Source organism: Polyangiaceae bacterium, assembly GCA_016715885.1.
Classification (GTDB): Bacteria; Myxococcota_A; Polyangia; order Polyangiales; family Polyangiaceae; genus Polyangium.
In genome coordinates, this window is the sequence record JADJXL010000012.1 from 1 (window position 1) to 22,269 (window position 22,269).

Annotated in this window: 29 protein-coding genes and 2 pseudogenes; 21 read left to right on the plus strand and 10 right to left on the minus strand. The window is 59.4% G+C overall.

Annotated features, from left to right (window positions below):
- The first annotated feature begins 192 nt into the window (after positions 1-192).
- The 4 genes and pseudogenes from IPM54_12920 to IPM54_12935 all read left to right on the plus strand — a co-directional run bounded on the left by IPM54_12920 (position 193) and on the right by IPM54_12935 (position 2,655).
- Complete coding sequence (locus IPM54_12920) at positions 193-645, plus strand: hypothetical protein (protein ID MBK9260707.1); 453 nt, start codon at positions 193-195, stop codon at positions 643-645.
- Complete coding sequence (locus IPM54_12925; protein MBK9260708.1) at positions 548-1,789, plus strand: RHS repeat-associated core domain-containing protein; 1,242 nt, start codon at positions 548-550, stop codon at positions 1,787-1,789. The genes IPM54_12920 and IPM54_12925 overlap by 98 nt, the downstream gene beginning before the upstream one ends.
- Positions 1,786-2,277 (plus strand): hypothetical protein, encoded by a 492-nt coding sequence (locus IPM54_12930; GenBank protein ID MBK9260709.1) that lies wholly within the window; start codon positions 1,786-1,788, stop codon positions 2,275-2,277. Before IPM54_12925 ends, IPM54_12930 begins: the two co-directional genes overlap by 4 nt.
- Before the next feature lie 36 nt (positions 2,278-2,313).
- Positions 2,314-2,655: pseudogene (locus IPM54_12935) on the plus strand (RHS repeat-associated core domain-containing protein).
- 53 nt (positions 2,656-2,708) lie between these two features.
- Here IPM54_12935 and IPM54_12940 read toward each other — a convergent pair.
- Positions 2,709-2,906 (minus strand): hypothetical protein, encoded by a 198-nt coding sequence (locus tag IPM54_12940; protein ID MBK9260710.1) that lies wholly within the window; start codon positions 2,904-2,906, stop codon positions 2,709-2,711.
- 183 nt (positions 2,907-3,089) lie between these two features.
- On the opposite strand from IPM54_12940, the gene IPM54_12945 reads away from it, so the two are divergent.
- From IPM54_12945 to IPM54_12955, 3 genes are all read left to right on the plus strand, one after another.
- Entirely contained in the window at positions 3,090-3,518 is a 429-nt protein-coding gene (locus IPM54_12945; GenBank protein ID MBK9260711.1) for a hypothetical protein, read from the plus strand.
- Between the two features lie 20 nt (positions 3,519-3,538).
- Positions 3,539-3,958, plus strand: coding sequence for a hypothetical protein (locus IPM54_12950; GenBank protein MBK9260712.1), 420 nt, complete (start codon positions 3,539-3,541; stop codon positions 3,956-3,958).
- A 223-nt stretch (positions 3,959-4,181) separates the two neighbouring features.
- Entirely contained in the window at positions 4,182-4,496 is a 315-nt protein-coding gene (locus IPM54_12955; GenBank protein ID MBK9260713.1) for a hypothetical protein, read from the plus strand.
- Between the two features lie 131 nt (positions 4,497-4,627).
- On the opposite strand, the gene IPM54_12960 is transcribed toward IPM54_12955, so the two are convergent.
- Positions 4,628-4,792 (minus strand): hypothetical protein, encoded by a 165-nt coding sequence (locus tag IPM54_12960; GenBank protein ID MBK9260714.1) that lies wholly within the window; start codon positions 4,790-4,792, stop codon positions 4,628-4,630.
- Positions 4,783-5,259: a hypothetical protein gene (locus IPM54_12965; GenBank protein MBK9260715.1), complete on the minus strand. Its 477-nt coding sequence runs from the start codon at positions 5,257-5,259 to the stop codon at positions 4,783-4,785. The genes IPM54_12960 and IPM54_12965 overlap by 10 nt, the downstream gene beginning before the upstream one ends.
- 474 nt (positions 5,260-5,733) lie before the next feature.
- On the opposite strand from IPM54_12965, the gene IPM54_12970 reads away from it, so the two are divergent.
- The 6 genes from IPM54_12970 to IPM54_12995 all read left to right on the plus strand — a co-directional run bounded on the left by IPM54_12970 (position 5,734) and on the right by IPM54_12995 (position 8,142).
- Entirely contained in the window at positions 5,734-5,970 is a 237-nt protein-coding gene (locus IPM54_12970; GenBank protein MBK9260716.1) for a hypothetical protein, read from the plus strand.
- A 157-nt stretch (positions 5,971-6,127) separates the two neighbouring features.
- Positions 6,128-6,289, plus strand: a complete 162-nt coding sequence (locus IPM54_12975; protein MBK9260717.1) for a hypothetical protein — start codon at positions 6,128-6,130, stop codon at positions 6,287-6,289.
- Positions 6,286-6,663, plus strand: a complete 378-nt coding sequence (locus IPM54_12980; protein MBK9260718.1) for a hypothetical protein — start codon at positions 6,286-6,288, stop codon at positions 6,661-6,663. Before IPM54_12975 ends, IPM54_12980 begins: the two co-directional genes overlap by 4 nt.
- Positions 6,664-6,716: 53 nt before the next feature.
- A complete protein-coding gene (locus tag IPM54_12985; protein ID MBK9260719.1) occupies positions 6,717-7,046 on the plus strand; it encodes a hypothetical protein in 330 nt (109 codons plus the stop codon).
- A 233-nt stretch (positions 7,047-7,279) separates the two neighbouring features.
- On the plus strand, positions 7,280-7,519 hold the full coding sequence (locus IPM54_12990) for a hypothetical protein (GenBank protein ID MBK9260720.1): 240 nt from the start codon (positions 7,280-7,282) through the stop codon (positions 7,517-7,519).
- A gap of 395 nt (positions 7,520-7,914) precedes the next feature.
- Positions 7,915-8,142, plus strand: coding sequence for a helix-turn-helix transcriptional regulator (locus tag IPM54_12995; GenBank protein MBK9260721.1), 228 nt, complete (start codon positions 7,915-7,917; stop codon positions 8,140-8,142).
- On the opposite strand, the gene IPM54_13000 is transcribed toward IPM54_12995, so the two are convergent.
- The gene (locus IPM54_13000) at positions 8,048-8,764 is read right to left on the minus strand and encodes a DEAD/DEAH box helicase family protein (protein MBK9260722.1); all 717 of its coding nucleotides are present in this window, start codon (positions 8,762-8,764) and stop codon (positions 8,048-8,050) included. The genes IPM54_12995 and IPM54_13000 overlap by 95 nt on opposite strands.
- A 47-nt stretch (positions 8,765-8,811) precedes the next feature.
- Between IPM54_13000 and IPM54_13005 the strand changes: the two are divergent.
- Both IPM54_13005 and IPM54_13010 read left to right on the plus strand, forming a co-directional pair.
- Positions 8,812-9,300, plus strand: a pseudogene (locus IPM54_13005) (RNA polymerase subunit sigma).
- On the plus strand, positions 9,287-9,574 hold the full coding sequence (locus tag IPM54_13010; protein ID MBK9260723.1) for a hypothetical protein: 288 nt from the start codon (positions 9,287-9,289) through the stop codon (positions 9,572-9,574). Before IPM54_13005 ends, IPM54_13010 begins: the two are co-directional and overlap by 14 nt.
- A gap of 4 nt (positions 9,575-9,578) precedes the next feature.
- Here the strand turns inward: IPM54_13010 and IPM54_13015 are convergent, their stop codons facing one another.
- Complete coding sequence (locus IPM54_13015; protein MBK9260724.1) at positions 9,579-9,848, minus strand: hypothetical protein; 270 nt, start codon at positions 9,846-9,848, stop codon at positions 9,579-9,581.
- Between the two features lie 357 nt (positions 9,849-10,205).
- On the opposite strand from IPM54_13015, the gene IPM54_13020 reads away from it, so the two are divergent.
- Positions 10,206-10,733, plus strand: a complete 528-nt coding sequence (locus IPM54_13020) for a hypothetical protein (GenBank protein ID MBK9260725.1) — start codon at positions 10,206-10,208, stop codon at positions 10,731-10,733.
- Between the two features lie 40 nt (positions 10,734-10,773).
- Here IPM54_13020 and rsgA read toward each other — a convergent pair whose 3' ends face one another.
- Both rsgA and IPM54_13030 read right to left on the minus strand, forming a co-directional pair.
- Positions 10,774-11,853, minus strand: a complete 1,080-nt coding sequence (gene rsgA, locus IPM54_13025; protein MBK9260726.1) for a ribosome small subunit-dependent GTPase A — start codon at positions 11,851-11,853, stop codon at positions 10,774-10,776.
- Between the two features lie 217 nt (positions 11,854-12,070).
- Positions 12,071-14,146, minus strand: coding sequence for a glycine--tRNA ligase subunit beta (locus tag IPM54_13030; protein MBK9260727.1), 2,076 nt, complete (start codon positions 14,144-14,146; stop codon positions 12,071-12,073).
- A gap of 117 nt (positions 14,147-14,263) precedes the next feature.
- Between IPM54_13030 and miaA the strand changes: the two genes are divergently transcribed.
- On the plus strand, positions 14,264-15,193 hold the full coding sequence (gene miaA, locus IPM54_13035; protein ID MBK9260728.1) for a tRNA (adenosine(37)-N6)-dimethylallyltransferase MiaA: 930 nt from the start codon (positions 14,264-14,266) through the stop codon (positions 15,191-15,193).
- Positions 15,194-15,221: 28 nt separating this feature from the next.
- On the opposite strand, the gene IPM54_13040 is transcribed toward miaA, so the two are convergent.
- A complete protein-coding gene (locus IPM54_13040) occupies positions 15,222-16,196 on the minus strand; it encodes a hypothetical protein (GenBank protein ID MBK9260729.1) in 975 nt (324 codons plus the stop codon).
- Positions 16,197-16,343: 147 nt separating this feature from the next.
- On the opposite strand from IPM54_13040, the gene IPM54_13045 reads away from it, so the two are divergent.
- Positions 16,344-18,500: a thioredoxin domain-containing protein gene (locus tag IPM54_13045; GenBank protein ID MBK9260730.1), complete on the plus strand. Its 2,157-nt coding sequence runs from the start codon at positions 16,344-16,346 to the stop codon at positions 18,498-18,500.
- Between the two features lie 51 nt (positions 18,501-18,551).
- Here IPM54_13045 and IPM54_13050 read toward each other — a convergent pair whose 3' ends face one another.
- Positions 18,552-19,148, minus strand: a complete 597-nt coding sequence (locus IPM54_13050; GenBank protein ID MBK9260731.1) for a DUF4920 domain-containing protein — start codon at positions 19,146-19,148, stop codon at positions 18,552-18,554.
- 86 nt (positions 19,149-19,234) lie between these two features.
- Here IPM54_13050 and IPM54_13055 point away from each other — a divergent pair, with 86 nt between their 5' ends.
- The 3 genes from IPM54_13055 to IPM54_13065 all read left to right on the plus strand — a co-directional run bounded on the left by IPM54_13055 (position 19,235) and on the right by IPM54_13065 (position 21,238).
- The gene (locus IPM54_13055; GenBank protein MBK9260732.1) at positions 19,235-20,002 is read left to right on the plus strand and encodes a hypothetical protein; all 768 of its coding nucleotides are present in this window, start codon (positions 19,235-19,237) and stop codon (positions 20,000-20,002) included.
- A gap of 9 nt (positions 20,003-20,011) precedes the next feature.
- A complete protein-coding gene (locus tag IPM54_13060; protein ID MBK9260733.1) occupies positions 20,012-20,680 on the plus strand; it encodes a deoxynucleoside kinase in 669 nt (222 codons plus the stop codon).
- Positions 20,681-20,827: 147 nt separating this feature from the next.
- On the plus strand, positions 20,828-21,238 hold the full coding sequence (locus IPM54_13065; GenBank protein MBK9260734.1) for a response regulator: 411 nt from the start codon (positions 20,828-20,830) through the stop codon (positions 21,236-21,238).
- On the opposite strand, the gene nadA is transcribed toward IPM54_13065, so the two are convergent.
- Positions 21,235-22,188 (minus strand): quinolinate synthase NadA, encoded by a 954-nt coding sequence (gene nadA, locus IPM54_13070; protein ID MBK9260735.1) that lies wholly within the window; start codon positions 22,186-22,188, stop codon positions 21,235-21,237. The two genes, IPM54_13065 and nadA, sit on opposite strands and share 4 nt — an antisense overlap.
- Positions 22,189-22,269: the final 81 nt, after the last annotated feature.

Genomic DNA, 22,269 nt, shown 5'->3' on the forward strand with positions numbered 1-22,269 from the left:
GCAGCGACCATTCAGCAATTGGCTTACTCCTGGGATGAGCGGCCTAATTTGAAGAGCCGCACGGATGCGTTGCAAGCGCAAAACACGACGGAGCGGTTCCAGTATGATGGGCTGAATCGGCTAACATGTGCATACTTCCGGCTCGTCGAGAATCCGAATGCACCGTGCGCACGTCGTACGGCTATGCGCCCAATGGGAACTCTCGTATCAAAGAGCGACGTGGGCATTCTGTCGTATACTGATCCCACGCATCCGCATGCCGTTACGAATGCGGCAGGCGATAGCTTCTACCATGATGCGGTCGGCAATCAAATTACGCGGCCAGGAGGCGTCATCATCACGTATACGCCGTTCGATTTGCCGAAGACGATCACGCAAGGTGCAAAGGCGACGACGTTTGGATACGACGGTGATCAGCAACGAATCCGCAAAACGACGTTGACGACGGAGACCATTTACTTCGACCACCTTTACGAGCAGGTGAAAACCGCCAGCGGCATCGAGCATCGTTACCACGTGCATTCGCCGGAGCGCACGATTTCTAGCTGTGACGCGCGGCGGCCAAGAACCGGGGACGCGCTACCTGCATGTCGATCACCTTGGGTCGATCGAGACGACCACGAAAGAGAATGGCAGCATCGATGAGCGGCGGAGCTACGATGCATTCGGCGCGCGCAGGAATCCAGAATGGGGCGGGCCATCGATAGCGTTCACGAGCAAAACGAAAAAGGGCTATACAGGCCATGAAGAGGCCGACGAATTCGGCCTCGTCAACATGAAGGGAAGAGTCTACGACCCACGCATTGGGCGGTTCACGACGACCGATCCGATCATTGCAAACGTGTACAATGGGCAAAGCTTTGGGGCGTATTCGTACGTGCGCAACAATCCGCTGACGTTCGTGGATCCGAGCGGGTTTACCGAGGAGGAAGCGCGTCGGTTGTGGCGCGTCGAAGAGACGGGGCAGCTCGGCATTCACATCACGTTCGACCAACTGCCGGCACCAACGCCGCGACCTGCGCCACCGTCACAAGCGGCTAACGTGGGCGCCCAAGCGCCGACAACCGATGTGGGAACGACGGGCAATGGCGCAGCAGGACCGCCGCAGGGTGCGACGGTGGTCGAAAAGGGAAGCGCGGGCGATGCCGTATGGGATGGCGTTGGAGATGCGGCGCGCGGCATTTGGGACGATTGGACGTCGACACCATTGCCGACGATCGAGCGCATGTACGACGCATACGACAAGGGCGATGCCGTCGATGCATTCAATGTGGTCAATCCGCTGATCGCATTCGCCAACGTGTCCCTTGCAAACGACAACGGCGATACGTACAGCGTGACCAGGCAATCGACCGCGATAGGCGTCACGGTCATTGTGGGCGTCGTCGTCGGCAAGATAACCGGTGCAAGCACGGGCGTTGGGAAGGGAGGGAAAACGACGAGGGGGCCGCCGAAGGCGGAGGCGATAGGCAACGCGCGCGCAGCACGTGACGCAGCGGGTCGTCTTGCGGATGGACGACCTAATCGGTCAAGCGCCGCATATGTAGGGATTGCCCGTGATGGCGAAGTCGCCGTTGGTCGCTCGAGACCTGGCGTGCACGCCGAGGTTGCGGCGGATGCACAGCTTCCGGGCGGGACTATGACGGAGGTAATGGGATGGCGGCGAAATCCGGCTACGGGTCAGTTAGAATGGAGGCAGATTCCAATCTGCCCGAACTGTCAAGCCAAATTTCCTGCGGAGCGATTCGTTCCTGGAACTGTTCGTGAACCCACGGGAGGTTCGCAATGAAAACTTCGAATACGGCAGAGCGTCTCTTGGCATCAATTGACTGGTCGATTCTCCGCGCCCTGGGCGGAGACGGCGAAAGCGTTCAACATGCTCTACATGAACTTCTAGCATCGGAAAGTGCTGATGCCGCTGAGCGCGCATATTGGGGAGTTGAGAATCACGCATTCGTTCAAGGGGAACTGTTCGAGGTGTCTGAAGCATGCTCTTCGGTCTTAATCGCCTCCTTGGTTGATCCACGAGAAAAATGGGTTCGCGTGGCTGTGCTTGACCTCATGTTCCAGATCCTCTCCGGGTATCCTTCAACGAGTCCCGGCACCCCAAGCGACATTGTGCAGCGCTGTCATCGCGTAGTGCGAGAGGGGCTGTGGCTCCTCTATCGCGAGGCGATATGCGGGGAACGAGACGCGGCTTTCGATGTACTGGAGCAGCTTGGTGAAGCGGAGAAGGCTCGCAGGCTCCTGAGTATTGCCGGCGCGACTTCGAATTAAGTCACGCGTGGTGGCCCAGAACCGGGGACGCGCTACCTGCATGTCGATCACCTTGGGTCGATCGAGACGACCACGAAAGAGAATGGCAGCATCGATGAGCGGCGGAGCTACGATGCATTCGGCGCGCGCAGGAATCCAGAATGGGGCGGGCCATCGATAGCGTTCACGAGCAAAACGAAAAAGGGATTCACGGGGCACGAAGAGGCCGACGAAATCGGCCTCGTCAACATGAGGGGACGCTATTTCGACCCACGCATTGGGCGATTCACGACGACCGATCCGATCATTGCAAACGTGTACAATGGGCAAAGCTTCGGGGCGTATTCCTACGTGCGCAACAATCCGCTGACATTCGTGGATCCAAGTGGGTTTACCGAGGAAGAAGCGCGCCGGTTGTGGCGCGTCGAAGAAACGCCCGGACAGCTCGGCATTCACATCACGTTCGACCCATTGCCGCCACCGACGCCGCGACCTACGCCTTCGCCACATGCGGCTGACGTGGGCGCCCAAGCGCCGACAACCGATGTCGGAACGACGGGATCTGGCGCCAGCAGTTTACCGCAGCAAACGACGAAACCAGAGTCGGGTCCGTCGGCGCCCGGTGCTTGGGACGGCGTCTGGGACGGCATTGTCGACGTCTACGATCATCTCGACGAAATGGTACCGGGGTCGGATGCGAATCTGGTGGCCCAAGCGCGCACGGTGCTCGAAATGGCCGAAGCGTACCAAAAGGGCGACCTCATTGACGCGGTCAATGTCGTCAATCCGCTGATGGGGGCAGCTACGCTGGGGTTTGCCATCGACGACGAGGATTGGTACACAGTAGGGCGGGCGTCCGTGGGCGTGGGCGTAGCGATCGTTGCCGCTATTGTCGGGAAGAAGCTGGGACCAGGAACAGGGGCGAGAACCACGAGAGGGCCGCCAGGGGGCGGGGCTGCTCCAGGAGGCGGAGGTGGACGAGGCGGAAATCAGTTTCGTGGTCCAGACCCAGCGGCTGGGGCCCACACTCGAGATTCAGGACCGATAGCAAAGGGGTAACGACATACGAAACGTATGACTATCCAACGCCCGGCATGGGGAAACGCGTCGATGCAGTGGGGCCACCGCATGGGGGAGTCCCAACACCTCATACGGTTGAAACCACGAGGCACTTGAACCCGAGGGATCCGACAAAATCAAGTATCAGGGAAAGTCGTCCAAGACCCTCGACTCCGGACGAAGTCCCATTCAGGAGAGAATAATGCGCCCAAACGATACTGTCATGGCTCAGTTGGCGGATTTTGATGCATGGTGCAAGAGCGGACCACAAGGAGCGGATATCAGTCTCATCGACTACGTCGGATTCGTGGCGACGCCAGACCTATTATTCGGCTTCGCTTCGCTATTCTGGCCCGATTTGATTGTTCACGAAGAGCGACGCTTCTTAGCATCCGGGTTCTCCCCAGCTCTCTATGAACAGTGGCGAGCAAAAGGATTGAACTCTCGGGAAATACAACGCGTCATGAATCACGTACACATCTCGACGCTTTTTCAGAATCAGCAAATAAGCGACGAGATCGCGGTAGAAGCGGCACGTCTTCTCGCGACCACTTGGTCGCGCACACTCGGACCCGAAGGGCTCGCCGCTGAAGCGGTCGGCAGTAATCTCGACGATGCTGCGGTGACGTTTTTCGAAGATTGAATCCGTATGTCGGTGCGGGCAACGACGGCGACACGTACAGCGTCACACGGCAATCGACCGCGATAGGCGTGACTTGTCGATTGCAACAAGCGACGTAGAAATCGCGCGCCGTGTAACGGACGTCTTCGGTAAGCAGCCGGAATGAGTGCGGGCTGGCACCATGTTTGGGCAATGAATCAAGTCAGTCGCCCCGGACGCAAAGGGCTGCAAGGGTGGGCCATCAATGGCAACACTTGAAGAAGAAAATCGGCAGGTGCTCAACCTCATCCAATCGCTCCTTGGTGCCGTTTCTTCCAATTTCCGCGCAGTTTCGATCACTGTCGACAACGAGATAATTTTACACTTCCTGCTCGAGAAAGACAATGCGGAGGATCGTGAAGAGATCGAGGACATCGAGTTCGAGTTTTTAGCTATGCAAGGCCGTCTCGTAACAGTGACGACAGAAATCGTGGTCTCGAGCAGGCCCATTGACGAGATTCGATTGCCCGGGCGCGGAGTCTTTCTCCGCCGGGAATCCCTCGACCATGCGTCCAACTAGCGCCGAGCGGGTCGTCCCCCCGCGTCCTCACGACCATGCGATTGGTTTCACTCCACCCAGGGCCGCGAGGACCATCGATGCCACGCCTCTACGCCTCGCCCTCCCCCTCGCCTTCGCCTTCGTCGCTCTCGCTATCGTCGTCCATCACCGGGAACACCAAATCCTGTCGCACGCGGTCGTTCGGAAATGCCGCGCACGAGGCCCATCAATTTGTCCACCGCATGGTAATGCTCGCCCCGCAATGCAACCTCGTCCGCGAATGCCTCGAGGTACGCTTTGCGCGCTGCTATACGCATTCGCCGTCGTTTGCAGCTTGTCGAGCGCTATCTCCAATTTCGGTAGCCACTCCGCTATGAATGCCTCGCTCCCAGGCACCTTGCATCGCTTCATGTCGTCGACGAGCTTCACCGTCGGCGGGATTTGCCGCATCCCGTACGGCGCCACCACCGGCCCGAGTCCTCGGGGAACAAAACTTCGCAATGGGGCCATTCTTGCGTCCACCATCCGCGATCCCCACCGCCCCGTGAATCATCCGAATCGTCTGATCCGTGTTGTAATGCGCAAAGCGAAAAGCCGCTCGCTTCTGCAACATCGGCTTGCGCAATCCACGTCGCGTATTGTGCGCCGCATCGAGCTCGTTGTTGAGCACCTCGAACGACGCCGCATACCCATCCGTCTCCGGGAAATGCCGCAGCCCTTCGCAAAGTTCGACCCCATACGTAATGCGGATATCCGATGCCGCTTTGACTCGATACTTTCTCACTTCGACCTCCTTCGATCGTGCAACGACGGTAACACAGTACGCCCACAGTCTCCAAATTTCACATCTCAAATCGACGACAGTGCCCCTCAGCGCGGGCTGACACCCGCATGTCGTCGCGACACATGACACTCCGCCGAAAATTGAGGGGCACGCGTCGTCGCGACACCTCGGCCCAAGTTCGGACTTAGGGCGGCATGTCGTCGCGACACCTGGCACTCCGTCGCAAATGGAGGGGCACGCGTCGTCGCGACACATGGCACTCCGTCGCAAATGGAGGGGCACGTGCACGCGCGACACCTCGGCCTACGTCCGGACCTAGCCCAACTTCCGCAGTTGGCCAAGCCCGTCGTCAGAATCGTGCTCACCGAACGCTGATTCCACGGAACAATGTGGGCCAGGCATGTGGCCTGAGTTGTTGTGCGCGAGTGATGCGTCGCCGATTTGGGAAGACCCGTCACTCGGCCCTTCCAAACCATGCGTGTAGTGCCAACCGATGGATTTGCGCGGTTTTACCGGAAGGACCATGATTGCAGCAAGAGATCCGATGTATCTACGTCGCTCGCTGGTCAAGAAAACGGAACCACCCACACCTATTGGCGATTGGTTCGGTCCGTTCGTCGCAATGGCAGAGTCGTTCAACAGACGGTCGCGCAGCTCGGGAATCTCGATGCGCAGGAGCGAGCGGCCGCGAAGGGTTGGGCGCTCGAATGACGGGCGGCGCGAATCAAATGGAGTTATGGGAAGATAATCCCCTTCCGCAAACCTTGAAGATTCGAGCGGATCTTCCGCCCAACGCAGTCGTGATTTCGGCGATTGTGGCTCGGATGGACGCTCTGAAGGCATTGCAACTGGATATGTTGCGCGTCGCATGCCCGAAGGGAAAGAGTCCGTCGCATGGTCCACGATGGCGGCGGTTTTGGTCATTGCACGACTGTGCGAGCCATCCAGCGAATTGCACATCGCCGAGGATTGGTATCGCAAAACGGCGCTCGAAGACATTCTCGATTTCCAGTGGAGCGGGTCAAGATGACCGGCTGTATCGCGCTCGACGAGCTTTTGCCGCACAAAGAAGCCATCGAGAAACATTTGCGCAAGCGACTCGGCGAATTGTTCTCGATTGAATATGATCTGCTGTTGTACGATGTGACGAGCACATTTCGAGGGGCTTGCGGAGAAAACGAGCTCGCCAAGCGCGGACACAGTCGCGATCACCGCTCGGATTGCAAGCGGTTTGCATCGCGCTCGTCGTCACGCGTGAAGGACTTCCGCTTGGCTACGAGGTTTTCCCGGAAACCGTGCGACATGACGACGGTCAAAGAAATCGTCAGAGCATGGAACGAAGATTTGGCATCGCGCAACGCGTATGGGTCATGGATCGCGGGATGGGCAGCGAAGCGAATGTGAAATGGCTTGAATCAACGGGCAGACGGTATTTGATTGGCACGCCCAAAGCAGCGATGAAATCTTGGCGTGAGGCGATTTTGGATTCGGCGGGCTGGACGGAATTCGTGACGGATTGGAAGTCAAGCTGTGCTCGAAGGATCCGAGACATTTGTATTGTGCCGGTCCGCAGATCGAGCGAAGAAGGAATCGGCGATGACGACCGATTTGCGAAACGGATCGAAGATGGTCTCGAACGATCGAGCGGCGGCTCGAGCGAGCCAAAAAGCCCGTGGATCGAAGCACGCTCGAACGCCAAATTGGGCGGCTTCTCGGCGGCAATGAACGCGCGGCCGGCCGCTATCGAATACAAATCGTTTACGATCCAACCAGGGCCGGAGGATTGAAACTTCGAAAGCGCTGCAATTCGACTGGAATGAATGGGCCCGCGAAAGCGAGGGATATGTGCTGCGCACCAACGTAAACAATTGGTCGGCGCAAGAATTATGGCACACGTACATTCAATTGACGCAAGCGGAAGCCGCATTTCGCATTCATAAAAACGACCTCTCGATTCGACCGATATGGCATCAGAAAGCCGAGCGAGTACAGGCGCACATTCTCGTGTGCTTTCTGGCGTATGCATTATGGAAAACTGGAACAGTGGCAGAAACGTGCAGGATTGGGCAACAGTCCGCGCACGATTCTCGAGGAGCTTCATCGCATTCAATGCGCGGACGTCATCATCCCCATCGCAGGAGAAGCCGGGCGCGAACTGCGGATTCGTTGCATCGTCCGTCCCGAGCCTGAACAGGCAGCCCTGCTCGACCGCCTCGGGCTACGCCTACCCGAGCGCATCCGGACCCCACGCGTCGCGTAGATTTGTAGTGCCAACTTTGGGCCGTAAGTGCTTGAAATTATTGATCTGCCCTGGCCCAACTGCGGAAGTTGGGCTAGTGCGACATGTCGGCGCGACAAGCGTGATTTCGGGTGCGTGTAGGGCGAGGGACACGAATTGGGCGGGCGTGTCTCGAGACGCCTCGGGTTGTCGCCTAGCGAAGCTGCTGCTTGTCTGGGGCGCTTCTACGACCGCGCGCGACGTAGGCCGCTGCACTGCACGTGAACGGCTCCCCGAGCGCACCGAGGAGAACGCCGAGCAGTGGGACTTCGCTGTGGAGTTGCTTTCGCCAAAGTCATCCGTGTGATCAGCATGGCATGGAGATGGCTGCACCCGTGGCCGCTTCGCGGGGCGGACTTTTCGTGTAAAGTGACGCGATGGGAGAACGAAGCGAGTCGATCGACCTTACGGTTCACGTTGGCGCGCGCATTCAATCACTGCGACTCGAACGCGACATTTCCTTGCGAAAGCTCGCCAAAATGGCGAAGTGCAATCCCTTGAGCATTTCGATCATCGAGCGGGGGCGGTCGTGGATTCAGTTGCGAATGCTGCGGAACATCGCTCGAGCATTACAGGTCGAGCCATTCGATCTATTCCCGCCTTGAGCAGTCGGTGGATTTGGTATACGATGGTAAAGGTTTTTCCGGTCCCCGTTGCCATTGCGAGCAGCATTCGCCGCCTTCGATCGGCAATGGCTTGCTCGATGGCTACGCTCGCGTCACGTTGGTACGGCCTCAGCCACGGATGATCATGCGGCAATTGAGCGAGTCGTTCGCATGCCGCGTCCACGTCGCGGTCGAGCATTTCGCGAAGCGCATCGGGCGTATGAAATTGCGCAATCAATTGCACACGATTTTTCGGATGACGGGCATCTCGGAACCAGATTTCTTCGCCATTCGTGGCATAGAGAAAGGGCGCACGGACGTCGTTCGCGAAGTGATAAGGGCCGTGTGGCAACCCGAGCGCATAGCGTTCAGCTTGGCTCAGGACGTTGCGAGTATCGCGAGAGACACGCTTGGCCTCGACGATTGCGACGACGTGGCCATCGAGCCAGAGCGCATAGTCGGCCGGGCCGTTTGCCGTGGGCTGCTCCTCCGTTCGGCACGGGTTGGGCGGGGCGTTGTCGCTGCGTGGGGCGAATGTCCACTTCGCGGCATCGAGTCGGGGATCGATACGTCGCTTGCGCGTGAGCCATTCGGCTTCGTTGAGCGGAAGGGAAGCAGGCATCGTGTGCTCGCTGAGCGGGAGTGTCTCGGAAGTTCGTGATGGTATGAGCTTATCGGCGCGAAGTTCAACGCCATCCGCCGCTCACGTCCGAAGAAGAGCAGAAGCTCACGCGGCACTACGTCGAGACACAAGACGTCAAGACTGCAGCACGGCTCGTCACAGCAAATCTGCACCTCATCGTCCGTCGACGAATGTCGAGTGGTGAAGCGTCGCTCGATGCGCCCGTTGGAGACAGCGAGGGTCGTGCGGTTTCACGCATCGATCTCATGCCTTCGTCCGCGAGCGGTCCCGACGCGGCGTTCGAGTCGCAAGAGATGGATCGCATGGTTCGCGAGCGGCTCGACACGTTCCGCAAAACGCTCACGGGCAAAGACGTCATCATCTTCGACAAACGCATGTCGGCGGACGAACCCGTCACGCTGCAAGAGCTTGGCGACGAGTTCGGGGTGTCGCGTGAACGCGTGAGGCAGCTCGAAGCGCGCCTTGCATCGAAGCTGCGCGCGTACCTCAAGGAAGAGCTTGGTGACGCCGCGTGAACTGACCAAGGTGCACGAAGAGTTTGTCCGTGGGTCTTTGGGCGAACTTGCGCAGTTGACGCGGGATCGCGAGATGTTGGGCGAAGTGACGATCGTGCTCGGGCCGCGGCAAAATGTGGACACGCCGGTGATGAGCGACGAGGAAATGGATCGGCTGATCGATGCGGAGCTTGGACGAGGTCGGCGTCCGCGGGACGTGGCGGATGAAGTGGCGCTCGTGTCGGGACGCAGCAAGCGTGAGGTGTATACGCGGGTGATTGAGCGGAAGCGCTGACGCTTCAGCCGATGTTCACGTCGACTTGTTGAAAGCCCGCGACCTTGTCGTGTTGTTCGAGAGCTCGTGCAATCCAGGGCGCGTCGCGCTTTGCAACGACGATGAGGCAGGCTTCTTGTCCGGGTTTGACTTGAACGCCGGATGCGGAGAATCCCATCTTTGCCGCATCTTCCATCGACATCAGGACGGCTTGCGTCTCGCGCTTGGTCTCGTCGGAGAGCAGTTCTTCGGGATCGAGACCTTTGACGACGTGCACCACGAAAGCAATGTGCATGGACGGTATGGTCGCGCTTTTCGAGGCGCAGAAGCAAGAGGCATTCTGTCAGGAGTCAGGCCGTCTATTCTTGGCAAAACACGAGTGTCCGCTAATGCGGAGACGCTCGCCGACAAACCCCAGGCCCATCACCAACCCTTGCGAGCGGGGAGAGGGGTACCCGGGGACAGTATGAATCCGTATGGCAGCAGAAGGCATCACGCAAGGGGTTTCTCTGACGGCAGTAAGAAGCGCGCTCTCCGACAAGCGACTTGAGACATACCGTCTGGGGGATGAGTCGGATGAGGTCGTGCTTGCCCGTTATCGCTGGAACCTTGCTCTTGGTCAATCCTTCTATCCAAGCATAGGATTGTCGAAGTGACATGGCCATATTTCAAAGTCATCGCCGGATACGATTCAAAGCCGTTGGTACGAGGATTCAGTACCTTACGCGACATAGAGAAGGAGCGGTTCAGAAAGTGGCGCAGCTGCAGGGACGCAGCAAGCCTGAAGAGCCTATCGCGTGGTAGCGAATTGAGTTTTGGATTAGGGCTGACGCTACAGCCGAATACAACGCAAATCTGGCATAGGAAAGCCCACTTTGTCAAAGCATTTCCCAATGTTCCGAAAAAATATAGAACGCGTGCCAATATCGCAGGGAAGCTGCAAGATATCCGCAAGCTGCGTAATCGCATTTCACACCATCAGCCAATCTTCAAGATGGAAAGCTTGCCTCAGCTCGACAAAAATATTCTAGAGATCATCGGCTGGCTTTCTCCCAACATGTTGCTACTGCTTCCGGTTGGTGAGGCCTTCGTCGACGTTTATGCGCGTGGGCACGACGCGTACGCAGTGCCGATAAGGCATGCGAATTCGGCGTCACAAACAGGGGCTGCGGCGAATTAGACGCCATTGAGTCGACGATCCAAACTGGGGCGGCAATTCGTCACCCCCGCTTGAGCTTCGATTGCGCCTTCGCCGCCTTCCCCATCCATCGATTTTTACGCGCTTCGTCACTGCGCAGTCGCGTATTGGACATGATTTCGAGTCGCTGACCTTCGGCGCGTAATCGCAAAAAACTCTCCAATCGTTCCGGCGCGAGCGTTTTTTGCGTTACTGCCTCGCGTACGGCGCATCCCGGTTCTTTGTCGTGTCCACAATCCGAAAATCGGCAATTGGCAGCGAGCGCTGCGATGTCTTCGAACGCCTCCGCCAAACCCGATCCACCTCCTGCCCAAACTCCAATTTCACGCATTCCCGGCGTATCGATCAAGATCCCACCCGCAGGCAATACAATGAGCTCCCGACGCGTCGTCGTGTGCCGGCCCTTGTCCGTTCCAGCCGATATGGCCGACGTCGCTAGCCTTTCTTCACCAATCAATCGATTGATCAGCGTCGATTTGCCCACGCCGGACGAACCGAGCAGCACGCCCGTCATGCCCTCGCGCAAATATCCTCGAATCGTGTCGATCCCTTCGCCCGTCACGGCACTCGATACGTGCACCGCCACGTCCGCAGCATTTGCCGAAATCCATTCCAATGCCGGTTTCGGGTCACCCAAGTCGGCTTTCGTGAGCAAAATGATGGGCTCGGCGCCACTTTCGCGCGTGATTGCCAAGTATCGCTCGAGCCTCCGTGGATTGAAATCACGATTGAGCGAGCTCACGAGAAATGCAAAGTCGATGTTGGCTGCGACGACCTGCGGTTTGTCCCCGGTCCCCGCCGCCCTCCGAATGAATGCCGTACGCCGCGGAAGCAGCGCTTGCACGATTGCATGGCCGTCCGTATCGGGCTGATCGTCCACGACGACCCAATCGCCGACGGCAGGAAAGTCAATCGGACTCTGCGCTTCGTGGCGGAGTTTGCCCGAAAGCACCGCCATGCTCGACACGGTTTCACCCTGGATTTCGTACGCTCCACGATGTTCCGTAATCACACGCGCAACGGCCCGATGCGGCCCCTCGTGCACCAAAAAGTGGCCAGCAAAATAGGGCGAATAGCCAAGGCGTGCGAGCGCGGGAGTCATGTGCGGATAACGGTTCTCCGCAGAGAACCTAGAGTTCCGAGCAGTTTGAAACAAGGTTCTATCGGGGGGTATGGGGGGCAGAGCAGTCGGCTCGTCTTTTGGGGCGTAGCCCCAAAAGACTCAAAGAGCCGCCTGCGAGCCCCCCATCGCAAACTGGCCTCGCGCAGCGGGCGTCTTACGCCCGCGAAGCGAGCGTTCAACTCGAGGCCCGGTATCATTACCGCTCGCCGAGCAAGTCGAACCGGGCGAGCGTCGAGCACATCTCGGAAATGGCTCGCATGAGACGCAGCCGATTTTCCCGCACGGGCAAATCGTCCGTCATGACGTACACGTCCAAGAAGTATTGGTGCAAAAGCGGCGCAAACCGAGCCACTTCGCGAAGCGCGGCCCCGTAATCACCAGCTCGACGCAAATCGACCAGCGTCGCGCGCAGCTTCACGTATCCGTCGTATACGATCCGCTCGCTCACGTGATCCTCCGCGCGCGGAGCAACGGGTTCTCCGGCCGGCGCATTCTCCGCAATGTTCGTCGCGCGCTTGAACACCTCGCCCACGCTCGCACGCGTGGCTGCATCGAGCTCCGCCAGCGCGCTTGCCCGCGCGCGCGCATCGAGCGGCCTTTCGAAGGCCACCGCAAGGCTTGCCGCAACGGCATCTTGCGGAAGTTTGTCCGTCAGTAACCCGCGCAAACGCTCCGTGAAAAAGTCGCCGAGCTTGTCCATAAGCTCCGCGGGCCCGAGATCTAGCGTCACGCCGCCATACCCGTCATACGCTGCCCGGATGGCATCGGAGAGGCGCAGATCGAAGCCGCGATCGAACATCACGCGCAAGATGCCAATGCACGCACGCCGCAAACCGTAAGGATCCGCCGCTCCCGTGGGCGTCAGACCAATCGCGAAACAACCCACGATCGTGTCGAGCCTGTCGGCGATCGAAACGAGCGCACCCGCATCCGATTTCGGCGTCGCATCCTGCGCACCCTTCGGCTGGTAGTGCTCGCGAATCACATCCGCCACGTCCGCACTCACGCCTTGCGCGAGCGCGTACGCGCGGCCCATTTCTCCTTCGAGCTCCGGGAATTCGCCGACCATCAGCGACACGAGATCGCATTTGGCAAGATGCGCTCCCGATGCCGATGCCATGAGTGTCGGTTCGGGGAGCGAAAGCAAAAGACCAATCTCGCGCGCAAGGCGCTCGATGCGCGTAGCTTTGCCCAGCATCGTGCCGAGACGTTTTTGAAAGACGATCCCTCCGAGCTTCTGTCGCCTGTCGGCGAGCGGAATGGCCACGTCTTCGCGATAGAAAAAGCGCGCATCAGAAAGGCGCGCACGCATCGTGCAATCGTTGCCGCGGCGAATGTTTTCCGGCGCGAGCGCCGTGTTCACGACCGATAAGTACCGCGGCAAAAGCTTCCCATCGGCACCTCGCACGCAGAAGTAACGTTGATGCCCCTTGGCCACTGCGACGATGACTCGCTCGGGCAGTTCGAGGAATTCATTCGCATAACCACCGACGATGACGTGAGGTTCCTCCACGAGCGAAAGGTTTTCCCCAATCAAAAAGTCGTCCTCGATGAGCGTTCCGCCGGCGGCTTTTGCGCCTTCGACGAGCCTTTCGTGCATCACGCGTGCGCGTTCTGCTGGGTCGACGAGCACATGCGCTTTGCGAAGCGTTTCGACGTAGGAATCGGCGTCGGCAAACGAAATCGTTTCAGGTGCAAGGAATCTGTGTCCACGTGACGTGCGCCCGCTCTTCACGCCCGCTACGTCGACGTCGATCACGTCGCGGCCAAAGAGCGCGACGATCCAATGAATCGGCCGTCCGAAGGCAAACTCGCCGGAGCCCCAACGCATCGACTTGCGAAACGGAATCGCCGTGATGATCGCGCGCAGCGCATCGGGCAAAAGCGCCGCCGCGCTCTGTCCTGCTTCGCGCCGCGTGCCCACGAGGTACTCGCCTTTGGGCGTTTCGACGCGGCGCAAGTCGGCAACCGAGCAGCCGATCTTCGAGGCAAACGCTTCGGCGGCCTTCGTCGGAACACCTTCTTTGAACGCTGCTTTTACGGGCGGACCCGTCACTTCCTCTTCGAGATCCGGTTGACGCTCGGCCACGTGCGCAACGACCACGGAAAGGCGCCTGGGCGTGCCAAGCGCTCGGATGGTCCCATGCGCAAGCCGGAGATCCGCGAGTTTTTTGTGTACGAGCTCGGGCAGCGCACGCAGCGCAGCCTCGACGAAAGAAGCCGGCAGCTCTTCGCAGCCGATCTCGAGGAGCAAGTCGCGAGTGTCGGACATGAGGCGCGCACCCTAGCGCAAACGACGCGCTCGAGGGAGGTTCTTCGTGCATCCAAGCGGTGCTCGCGGTCGCGATGGCGTGGTGATGCTGCTACATCACGCCTTCCGTCCGTCGCGATGCACATGAATGCACCCCAAAACAGCGCTCCTCCGCCGTCCTGGCGGCAAATCGAGCGGCCGAACGAAGACGAGCTCTTGGTCGTCGTTGGTCCTACGGCCACAGGAAAAACCGAGCTGGGGATCCGTCTCGCCGAGATGTTCGGGGGTGAAATCATCGGCGCCGACAGCGTGCAGATCTACCGCGACTACGACATCGGCTCGGGCAAACCCACCGCGGAAGAACAAGCGCGCGTCGCGCATCACCTCGTGTCCGTAGCGGATCCATTCGCCCCGATCGATGCGCACACCTATGCCGAAATGGCGGATCGAGCCATCGCGGACGTACGAAAGCGTGGTCTTGTGCCCATCGTCGTCGGAGGGACGTATCTCTGGGTGAAGGCTCTCGTTCGAGGGCTCATGGCGGCGCCTCCTGCGAGTCCTGAAATCCGCGCGAGACATGCAGCGTTCGTCGAAGCATCCGGGCGCGGCGCGCTGCATGCAGAGCTTGCCAAGGTCGATCCGGAGAGCGCCAATCGTTTGGCCCCAAACGACTTCGTTCGCGTCAGTCGAGCGCTCGAAGTGTACGAGCTATCGGGCAAGCGGCAGAGCGAATGGTTTGCCGAGCATGGTTTTCAGGACGAACGGTATCGGGCAAGGTTTGTCGGGGTCGCGGTGTCGCGCGAAGAGCAGGACGCGCGGATTCGAGCGCGCGTCGTGCGATGGCTCGAACAAGGCTGGATCGAAGAGGTGCGCGGGCTGCTTGCGAAAGGGCATGCGTCCACGCGAGCGATGGGATCGGTGGGGTACAAGGAAGTGCGTGCCCACGTCGAGGGGCAGTTACAGAAAGACGAACTCGTCGAAGCGATCGTGCGAGCGACGCGCGTGTTTGCTCGAAGGCAACGCACGTGGCTCCGGGACGAACCCGTGAAATATTACGCGCTCGAATGATTGGCGTGACGTCTACGGGTGCACATCCTCACTCGTCACCCGTCACATCCAGCGTGAGCGTCACGCTGACGAGCATCGGTGTGCTCGTCGCGTCGAGTTTGTCCAACGCTTCCTTGTAGGCCTCATCCAGCATCGCGCGAGCGCTTGCGCGATCGAGCCCCGTTGCTCGTCGCTCCACGTTGACCCGCGTGAGGACGGGCAAATCCTCCGAGGCGAGCGTTTTCAGCTCCGTCGTTTTCTTGGATGTCTCTTTCTTCGGACGCGGCTGACTCGGCGGCGGCGAGCTGCCTCGCTTGGACTCGATGACCACGTCGATCGGCGCCACGACCTTCGTGAGACCCGCTTGCGGCGCAGGCGTGCCGAAGTCGTAGTCCTGCCCCGTGTCGAACGCCGATGCGCCGACGATGCTCTGCTTGCCCGTCGACAAGTACGCCTGCGCCGCGCCCACCACCATGCGCAGCTCGAGCGGCAGCGATCGACGCATTTCGTCCTGATGCAGGATCGCACGTGCTTCGCGCAGATACTTCGAAGCCGAAAGATCACCTCGCTCCATCTGCACGAGCCGCCGTAGGGTGTTCACCACGGTCGCGTCTTCGAGCGTGCCGAGCGATTCCGCCGCGGTCGCGAGGCTCGACTGCACAGCCGACGAGCTCGTTTCGAGTCGCGCGTTTGCCAGCTTGTCGACGATCTCCAGCGCCGACGCGTTTGCGAGCGATTCACAAAGTGCATTGGCACTCCGAGCCGTACGCAGCCGATCGCACTCGAGGTTTCCTCCGACGGCTTTCACACGCGTTTCTAGCGCCTGCATCACAGCCCATGCCACCGGACCCATTGGCTGCACGGCTTCGCGAACTTTGCGCCCGAAGAGCTCGACGTTTTTGGCATTCAGCGACCGATCATTCATCGCTGCGCCCAAAACCGCTGTGCCGAGCAAGACGGCCCGCGCCCATATCGTCGGTTCTGGAAGGGCGGTGCTTTCGTTTTCCGTTTTGCTCTTCACCATGCGATTGCTCCGTCTCCGAGTATAGGAGAAGCACGCCACCCGCACGAACGTTTGCGCTCATTCGCATTGACCAAGACGGAGCGCGGTGCAGGAATTCTTCCGGGCCATCGACCGACACTCGTCCGCATTCCTGCTATCGTGCCGCGCATGCGTTCGAAAGTTCTTCGTCTCGGGTTTGTCACGACAATGATGAGCGCGGTTGCTTGCGCCGGATCTCCGTCCCCGTCGCCCAACCTGCAAGGCGCGGAAGAAAGCGCCGCAAGCCCGACGGACAAGAACTTGGTCGTTGCAACGGGCGGCCCTGGCGCTGCGAATGACGAGGGCGCACCCGTTGCTGCACAAAAGGCCGGTGCGCCGCGCGGAGCTCGAGCGGCAGGAGGCGACGGGGTTGCCGGTGAGATCGTGATGGGCGGCGCTCACGACGATGCGCTCGCCCCGCCTCCTCCTCCTGTCGTTCCTGCCCAGCTTGGCCCATGGACCGGCGGCGACGAAGTCGATGCAGGCTTTGGCGCGCAGAGTCCCATTCCGGTGACCGCGGCCGATCCCAGTTGGGGAAGCCCGAAAGCGCTCGTCACGATTGTCGTGTTTTCCGATCTCGAATGCCCCTTTTGTGCGCGCGCGCTCGGCACGCTCGACGAGCTGAAGCGAATTTACGGTAAAGATCAGCTAAGGGTTGTTTGGAAAAACTATCCCCTTGCATTTCACAAGAATGCTCGTCCGGCTGCCGAAGCGGCCATGGCCGTGCACGCGCTTCGCGGATCGGCGTGGTTTTGGGCATATCACGACGCGCTTTTTTCACATCGCCTCGATTCACACGTGATTGATGGATCGCTTCCGAGAGGGCTTTCGCGTCAAGACATCGACGCCGTCATTGCCAAAGGAGCGGTGACGAAAAAGATCGAGGACGACATTGCTTTGGCGAATCTCATCGGCGTTCGTGGAACACCGGCATTTTTCATCAATGGGGTGCTCCTGAGCGGCGCGCAGCCCGTGGAGAAATTTCGAGCGATCATCGACGAACAAGTGGCGGCAGCGAGAAAGACGTTGGCGGCTGGTACGTCGCCGGCGCGTGTATACGCGGTCCTTTCTGCTCAAAATTACCAAAAGCCTGCGGACAGACCGGGAGCTTCGCCATCGCGTCCTGCCGAGGACACGACGACGGTTTGGAAAGTGCCCATTGATGGTTCACCCGTGCGTGGGAAAACCACGGCCCCCGTCACGATGGTCATGTTTTCGGATTTCCAGTGCCCATTTTGCGTTCGCGCTTCGGGGACGGTCGACGCCTTGGCGCGTGAATATGGGGACAAACTCCGTATCGTTTACAAAAGCAATCCGCTTGCATTCCACACGCGAGCCGAAGCGGCGGCGCATTTGGCGCTCGAAGCCCGCACGCAGAAAGGCGACGCGGCCTTCTGGAAAGCGCACGACATGCTTTATGCTGCCAATGGCAAGCTCGAAGATGCGGACTTGGAAGCCATTGCCACGACCCTCGGGCTCGACGTGAAAAAGGTCATGGATGCCGTGAGAAGCCGCAAGCATGTGGCCCTCATCGAGCGAGATCAAAACTTGGCCGAAGACATCGAGGCAACGGGCACACCGCAGTTTTTCATCAATGGTCGGCGCATCGTCGGAGCGCAGCAGCCGGAGAAATTCAAGGAAATCATCGACGACGAAATCAAACACGCCGAAGGACTCATCAAAAAAGGCACTTCAGCGGCCAAGGTCTACGATGCGATCATCAAGGGCGGCAAAGTCATCGTGTATGAAAAGGTGACCATTCCCGCGCCGTCGAGGGATCAACCGACCCGCGGGCCGGCCAATGCCAAAGTCACCGTGCAGATTTTTTCGGATTTCGAATGCCCGTTCTGCAAACGCGCGGCGGAAACCATGGTCGACCTGGAAGCCGCTTTCCCCGGCAAAATTCGGTTCGTTTGGCGCAACATGCCCTTGCCGTTCCACTCGAATGCGATGCCCGCGGCGCTCGCGGCCATGGAAGCATGGAAGCAAAAGGGCGCCGAAGGTTTCTGGCAGATGCACGATGCGTTTTTCAAGGATCAGTCGCAGCTCGATCGGGCGGGGATTGAAAAAACGGCTGCGTCGCTGGGTCTCGACGTGCAAAAGGTTGGTGCCGCAATCGATGGTCAGACGTACAAGGATCTGATTGCTACTGACAAAAAGATTGCCGAAGCCGCGAAGATCTCGGGAACGCCCGCATTTGTCATCAACGGGTATTACATCTCGGGCGCGCAGCCGCTCTCGAAGTTCAAGAAGGTCGTCAGCCGCGCACTTTCCGAAGCGAAATGAGTCAATGGTGAGGGGGCGTCATCCAACGCGCCCCCTCGACCAAGAACCATTTCAATCGACGAACTCGATACCCGTCGCTTCGATTTCGACCTTCGCCAGCTTGGCGCTCGATCCCTGACCGCAACCATCATCGGCACCGCACATGCCCTTGTCTGCGGACGGCGACAGAACTTTGCCTTGCACGACGGCGCGATGTCCGTGCGCATCACGGGGCACGAAGAAGCTGTGTCCGGCCATCTTGATGTGCGCTTGTCCCGACGAATCGGCAATCTCCATCCAGCAACCCATCGACTTGCACACAGCCGATACGACACCTTCGGTGCGCACGGTTTGATCCGCAAACTTCGTCGGCTCCTTGACCAGATCGGTCAACGTCGTGGCTTTGGCCTCCGTCACCGGTTGGCCATACTTTTTCTGCTGCAAAGGCTTGATGGCTTCTGCCGTCGCGGCTTTCGGCTCCAGCGTGGTCGGTGCGGGCGCGACCGCTGGCGGCGTAGCTTCGGGCGCCGGTGCTTCGGACTTGGCGCACGCTGCCAAGGCAAGAGTGAACGAGGCGAGAACGAAGATTTTTCGGAACGTTTGCATGGCGGGCGAAGTGTGCCGCAAAAGCCGGCACTTGTCACGAATCCACACGCACTTGGTCCCCATGTGTTTGCTCGATCGACCGGCTTGCCCGAACTTTGCTACAACACCCTCAGATGCGTGTGCGAATGACGTGCCTCGGAACGAGCTCGATGCGGGGCGTCATCACGCTCGGCGCTTCGTTCTGCTTGGCCTTGGCCATGCCCACAGTTGCGAGCGCAGAAGAGCAGTCATCGGAAGCTCCCGCGGCGCCGCCAAGGCCCGCTCCACTTCCGCCGCTCGAGCCGAGCGCCAAGCCCGAAAGCCGGCATGTCGACTTCGGCGCCGCCGTGGCGCTCGTGCATCGAGTTGCAGAAGGACAAACCGACGGCGAATCGCTGGTGCGTTATCCGTCCGCTTTGGGCGTGGGTTTGTCCGCTCGAGTGGACATCGTGCGTTACTTGCGCGCGAATCTGTATGTCGTGCGAGCTTCGAGCGAATTGGATCCGTCCGCTGGGGCTTTGGGGCTGCCCGGTGATCCCGGCCCAATTCCCATGACGAGTTACTCGTTCGGTCTGCGTTTGTCCCCCACGTTGCCGCTTGGACCGCGAGCTCGAACCTGGCTCACCGTAGGCGCAGGATGGGGGCGTCTCGAAACCGGGCGCTTCGATGTCGCAAGCTCTGCAGGGTCGTTTCAAGTTCGTGAGCGAGTGTTTTCGTTCGTCGAGTTTCCAATGGGTATCGGCACGTCGATTGAAGTGGTGAAGAATTGGTTGTCCGTCGAATTCGAAGCGACGGCGGCCTTTCATGTGGCGCAACGAGGTACCGCACTCCGTAATGGTCAAGCGATCGATGCACTCGGACGCCGTACGCCCGTCGCGGCATTTCCCTCGATAACTGCGAGTTTCGTGCAAACCCTCGGACTTGCCTTGGTGCTCTGAAGGAGTGTGATGTCTCGGTTGCAACACGGTCCGAAGGCGACGCGTCCACGCATCATTGCCGTTGCGGGAAATATGGGCGCCGGTAAATCGAGCCTCGTCAAGTGGCTCGAACAGCAATTCGGAATGGTTCCGTTCTTCGAGCCGAACGAAGACAACCCGTATTTGTCGGACTTTTACGCCGACATGCCTCGGTGGGCCATGAGCTCGCAGCTCTTTTTCCTCGTCCGCCGATTTCGTATTCATCGCGACGTGCTCATCCGGGCGTCTCAGGATTCGCGGCCCATCGTGCAAGATCGGACGCTGTATGAAGACGCGGAGATCTTCGCCGCGCATTTGCATCAAGCCGGGTACATCGACGATCGCGATTGGACCATGTACCAAGACCTTTATCGCACTCTCCGTGAAGAAATTCGGCCCCCGGATCTCATGATTTATTTGCGCTGCCCGCTGAAAACCCTCGTTCGCAGAATCCGCGAGCGAGGTCGTGAATTCGAACGCAAAGTACCTCGCACCTACCTCGCAGCCCTCGACAAACTCTACGAGCAATGGCACGCCCGGTACGACTTGTCCCCGACGCTCGTCATCGAAACGGATCGACTCGATTACGTCGAGCGATTATTCGATCGGCTGGAAGTTGCCGACGCCATTCGCCGCCACATTGGTCATTCGGAAGCGTGAATTGGTCGTTTCGTGAGTGACCAAGTGTTCGTACATTTGGACCAAGCGTCATCATTTCGACGCTTTTGAACGCTATTTTTTGATGCGTCACGCCTTGCACTCGTGGCGACGATGGGGGAGGACTATGGATCTTGGAAGGCTCTTCGAGTGGTTGATTCGGATGCAGCACGACGCGGGCGAGTTCTGCTCATCGATGACGAAGCGTTCATCGTGGCGGCACTGAGGCGCCTTCTCAGGACCGAGCATGACGTCATGGCTGTCATGAGCGTGCCCGATGCGCTCTCGCTCGTCGAAGCTGGCCATTGTTTCGACGTGATTCTGTGCGATGTGCGAATGCCCGGCATGAGCGGGATCGACTTTTACGAGAAGCTCCGCACGCTTGCTCCCGAGATGACGAGTCGCATCGTTTTCTGCACGGGCGCAACGTTCGCCAGCGATACGCGACGATTTTTTGAACGCATATCGAACGAGCTCTTGGAAAAACCGTTCGATCCAGGCGCAGTACGCTCGCTCGTTCGGCGCTTCGTCGTCGAGTCGGCGACGTGTTCGTCGCTTTAGGATAGCGCGAGCATCCGATCGATCGGCACACGCGCGCGCTCGCGCAGCGTCTGCGACATCTCGATCCGCGGCGTCAGATCGCGCAGCGCGAGATATACCTTCTCGAGCGTGTTGAGCCGCATGAACGGGCACTCGTTGCATGCGCAGTTTTTCTCGGGCGGCCCTTCGATGAACGTCTTGTGCGGGGATGCTTTGCGCATCTGATGAATGATGCCGCTCTCGGTCGCCACGATGTACGAGCTTGCATCATCGGTCGTCGTGTATTTCAAAAGCGCCGTCGTCGAGCCAATGAAGTCGGCCATCTTCAAAATCGGCTCTTCGCACTCGGGATGCGCGATGAGTTTGGCCTCCGGATGTCGCTCCCGCAGACCGACGATCTTGCGCAAGCTGAACGTTTCGTGCACGACGCAGCTACCTTGCCACAGACGCATCTGTCGCCCGGTCTTTTGGATGAGCCATCGGCCGAGGTTCTTGTCGGGCGCAAATAAAATTTCTTTGTCCGCGGGTACGGCCCGGACAATCTTCTCGGCGTTCGACGAAGTGCAAATGTAGTCGCTTTCGGCTTTCACGTCGGCGCTGCAGTTGATGTACGTGATGGCCACGGCATCGGGGTATTTGGCGCGCCACGCGCGAAAACGATCGGCAGGACAACCATCGGCCAGCGAGCATCCGGCTTCGAGATCGGGCACGACCACGACGCGATCGGGATTCAGAATCTTCGCCGTTTCGGCCATGAAGTGAACACCCGCAAACAAGATGACGTCGGCCGTCGTCTTCTTCGCCTGCTGCGCGAGCTGCAACGAATCTCCAAGGAAATCCGCAAGATCCTGGATGTCGCCCTCTTGGTAGTAGTGCGCGAGCAAAACAGCGTTCCGCTCTCGCTTGAGCCTCCGAATCTCCGCTTCGAGGTCGAGATTCGGGTCGATGTGCGTGCGCTCCATGTCCGTCATCGTGCCCCAAACGTAGAAGGTCTCGGGCTCGAGTGCCAGGGCGTGTCGATGCTCGCGGACTGCTTGCCGCCGATGCATCGA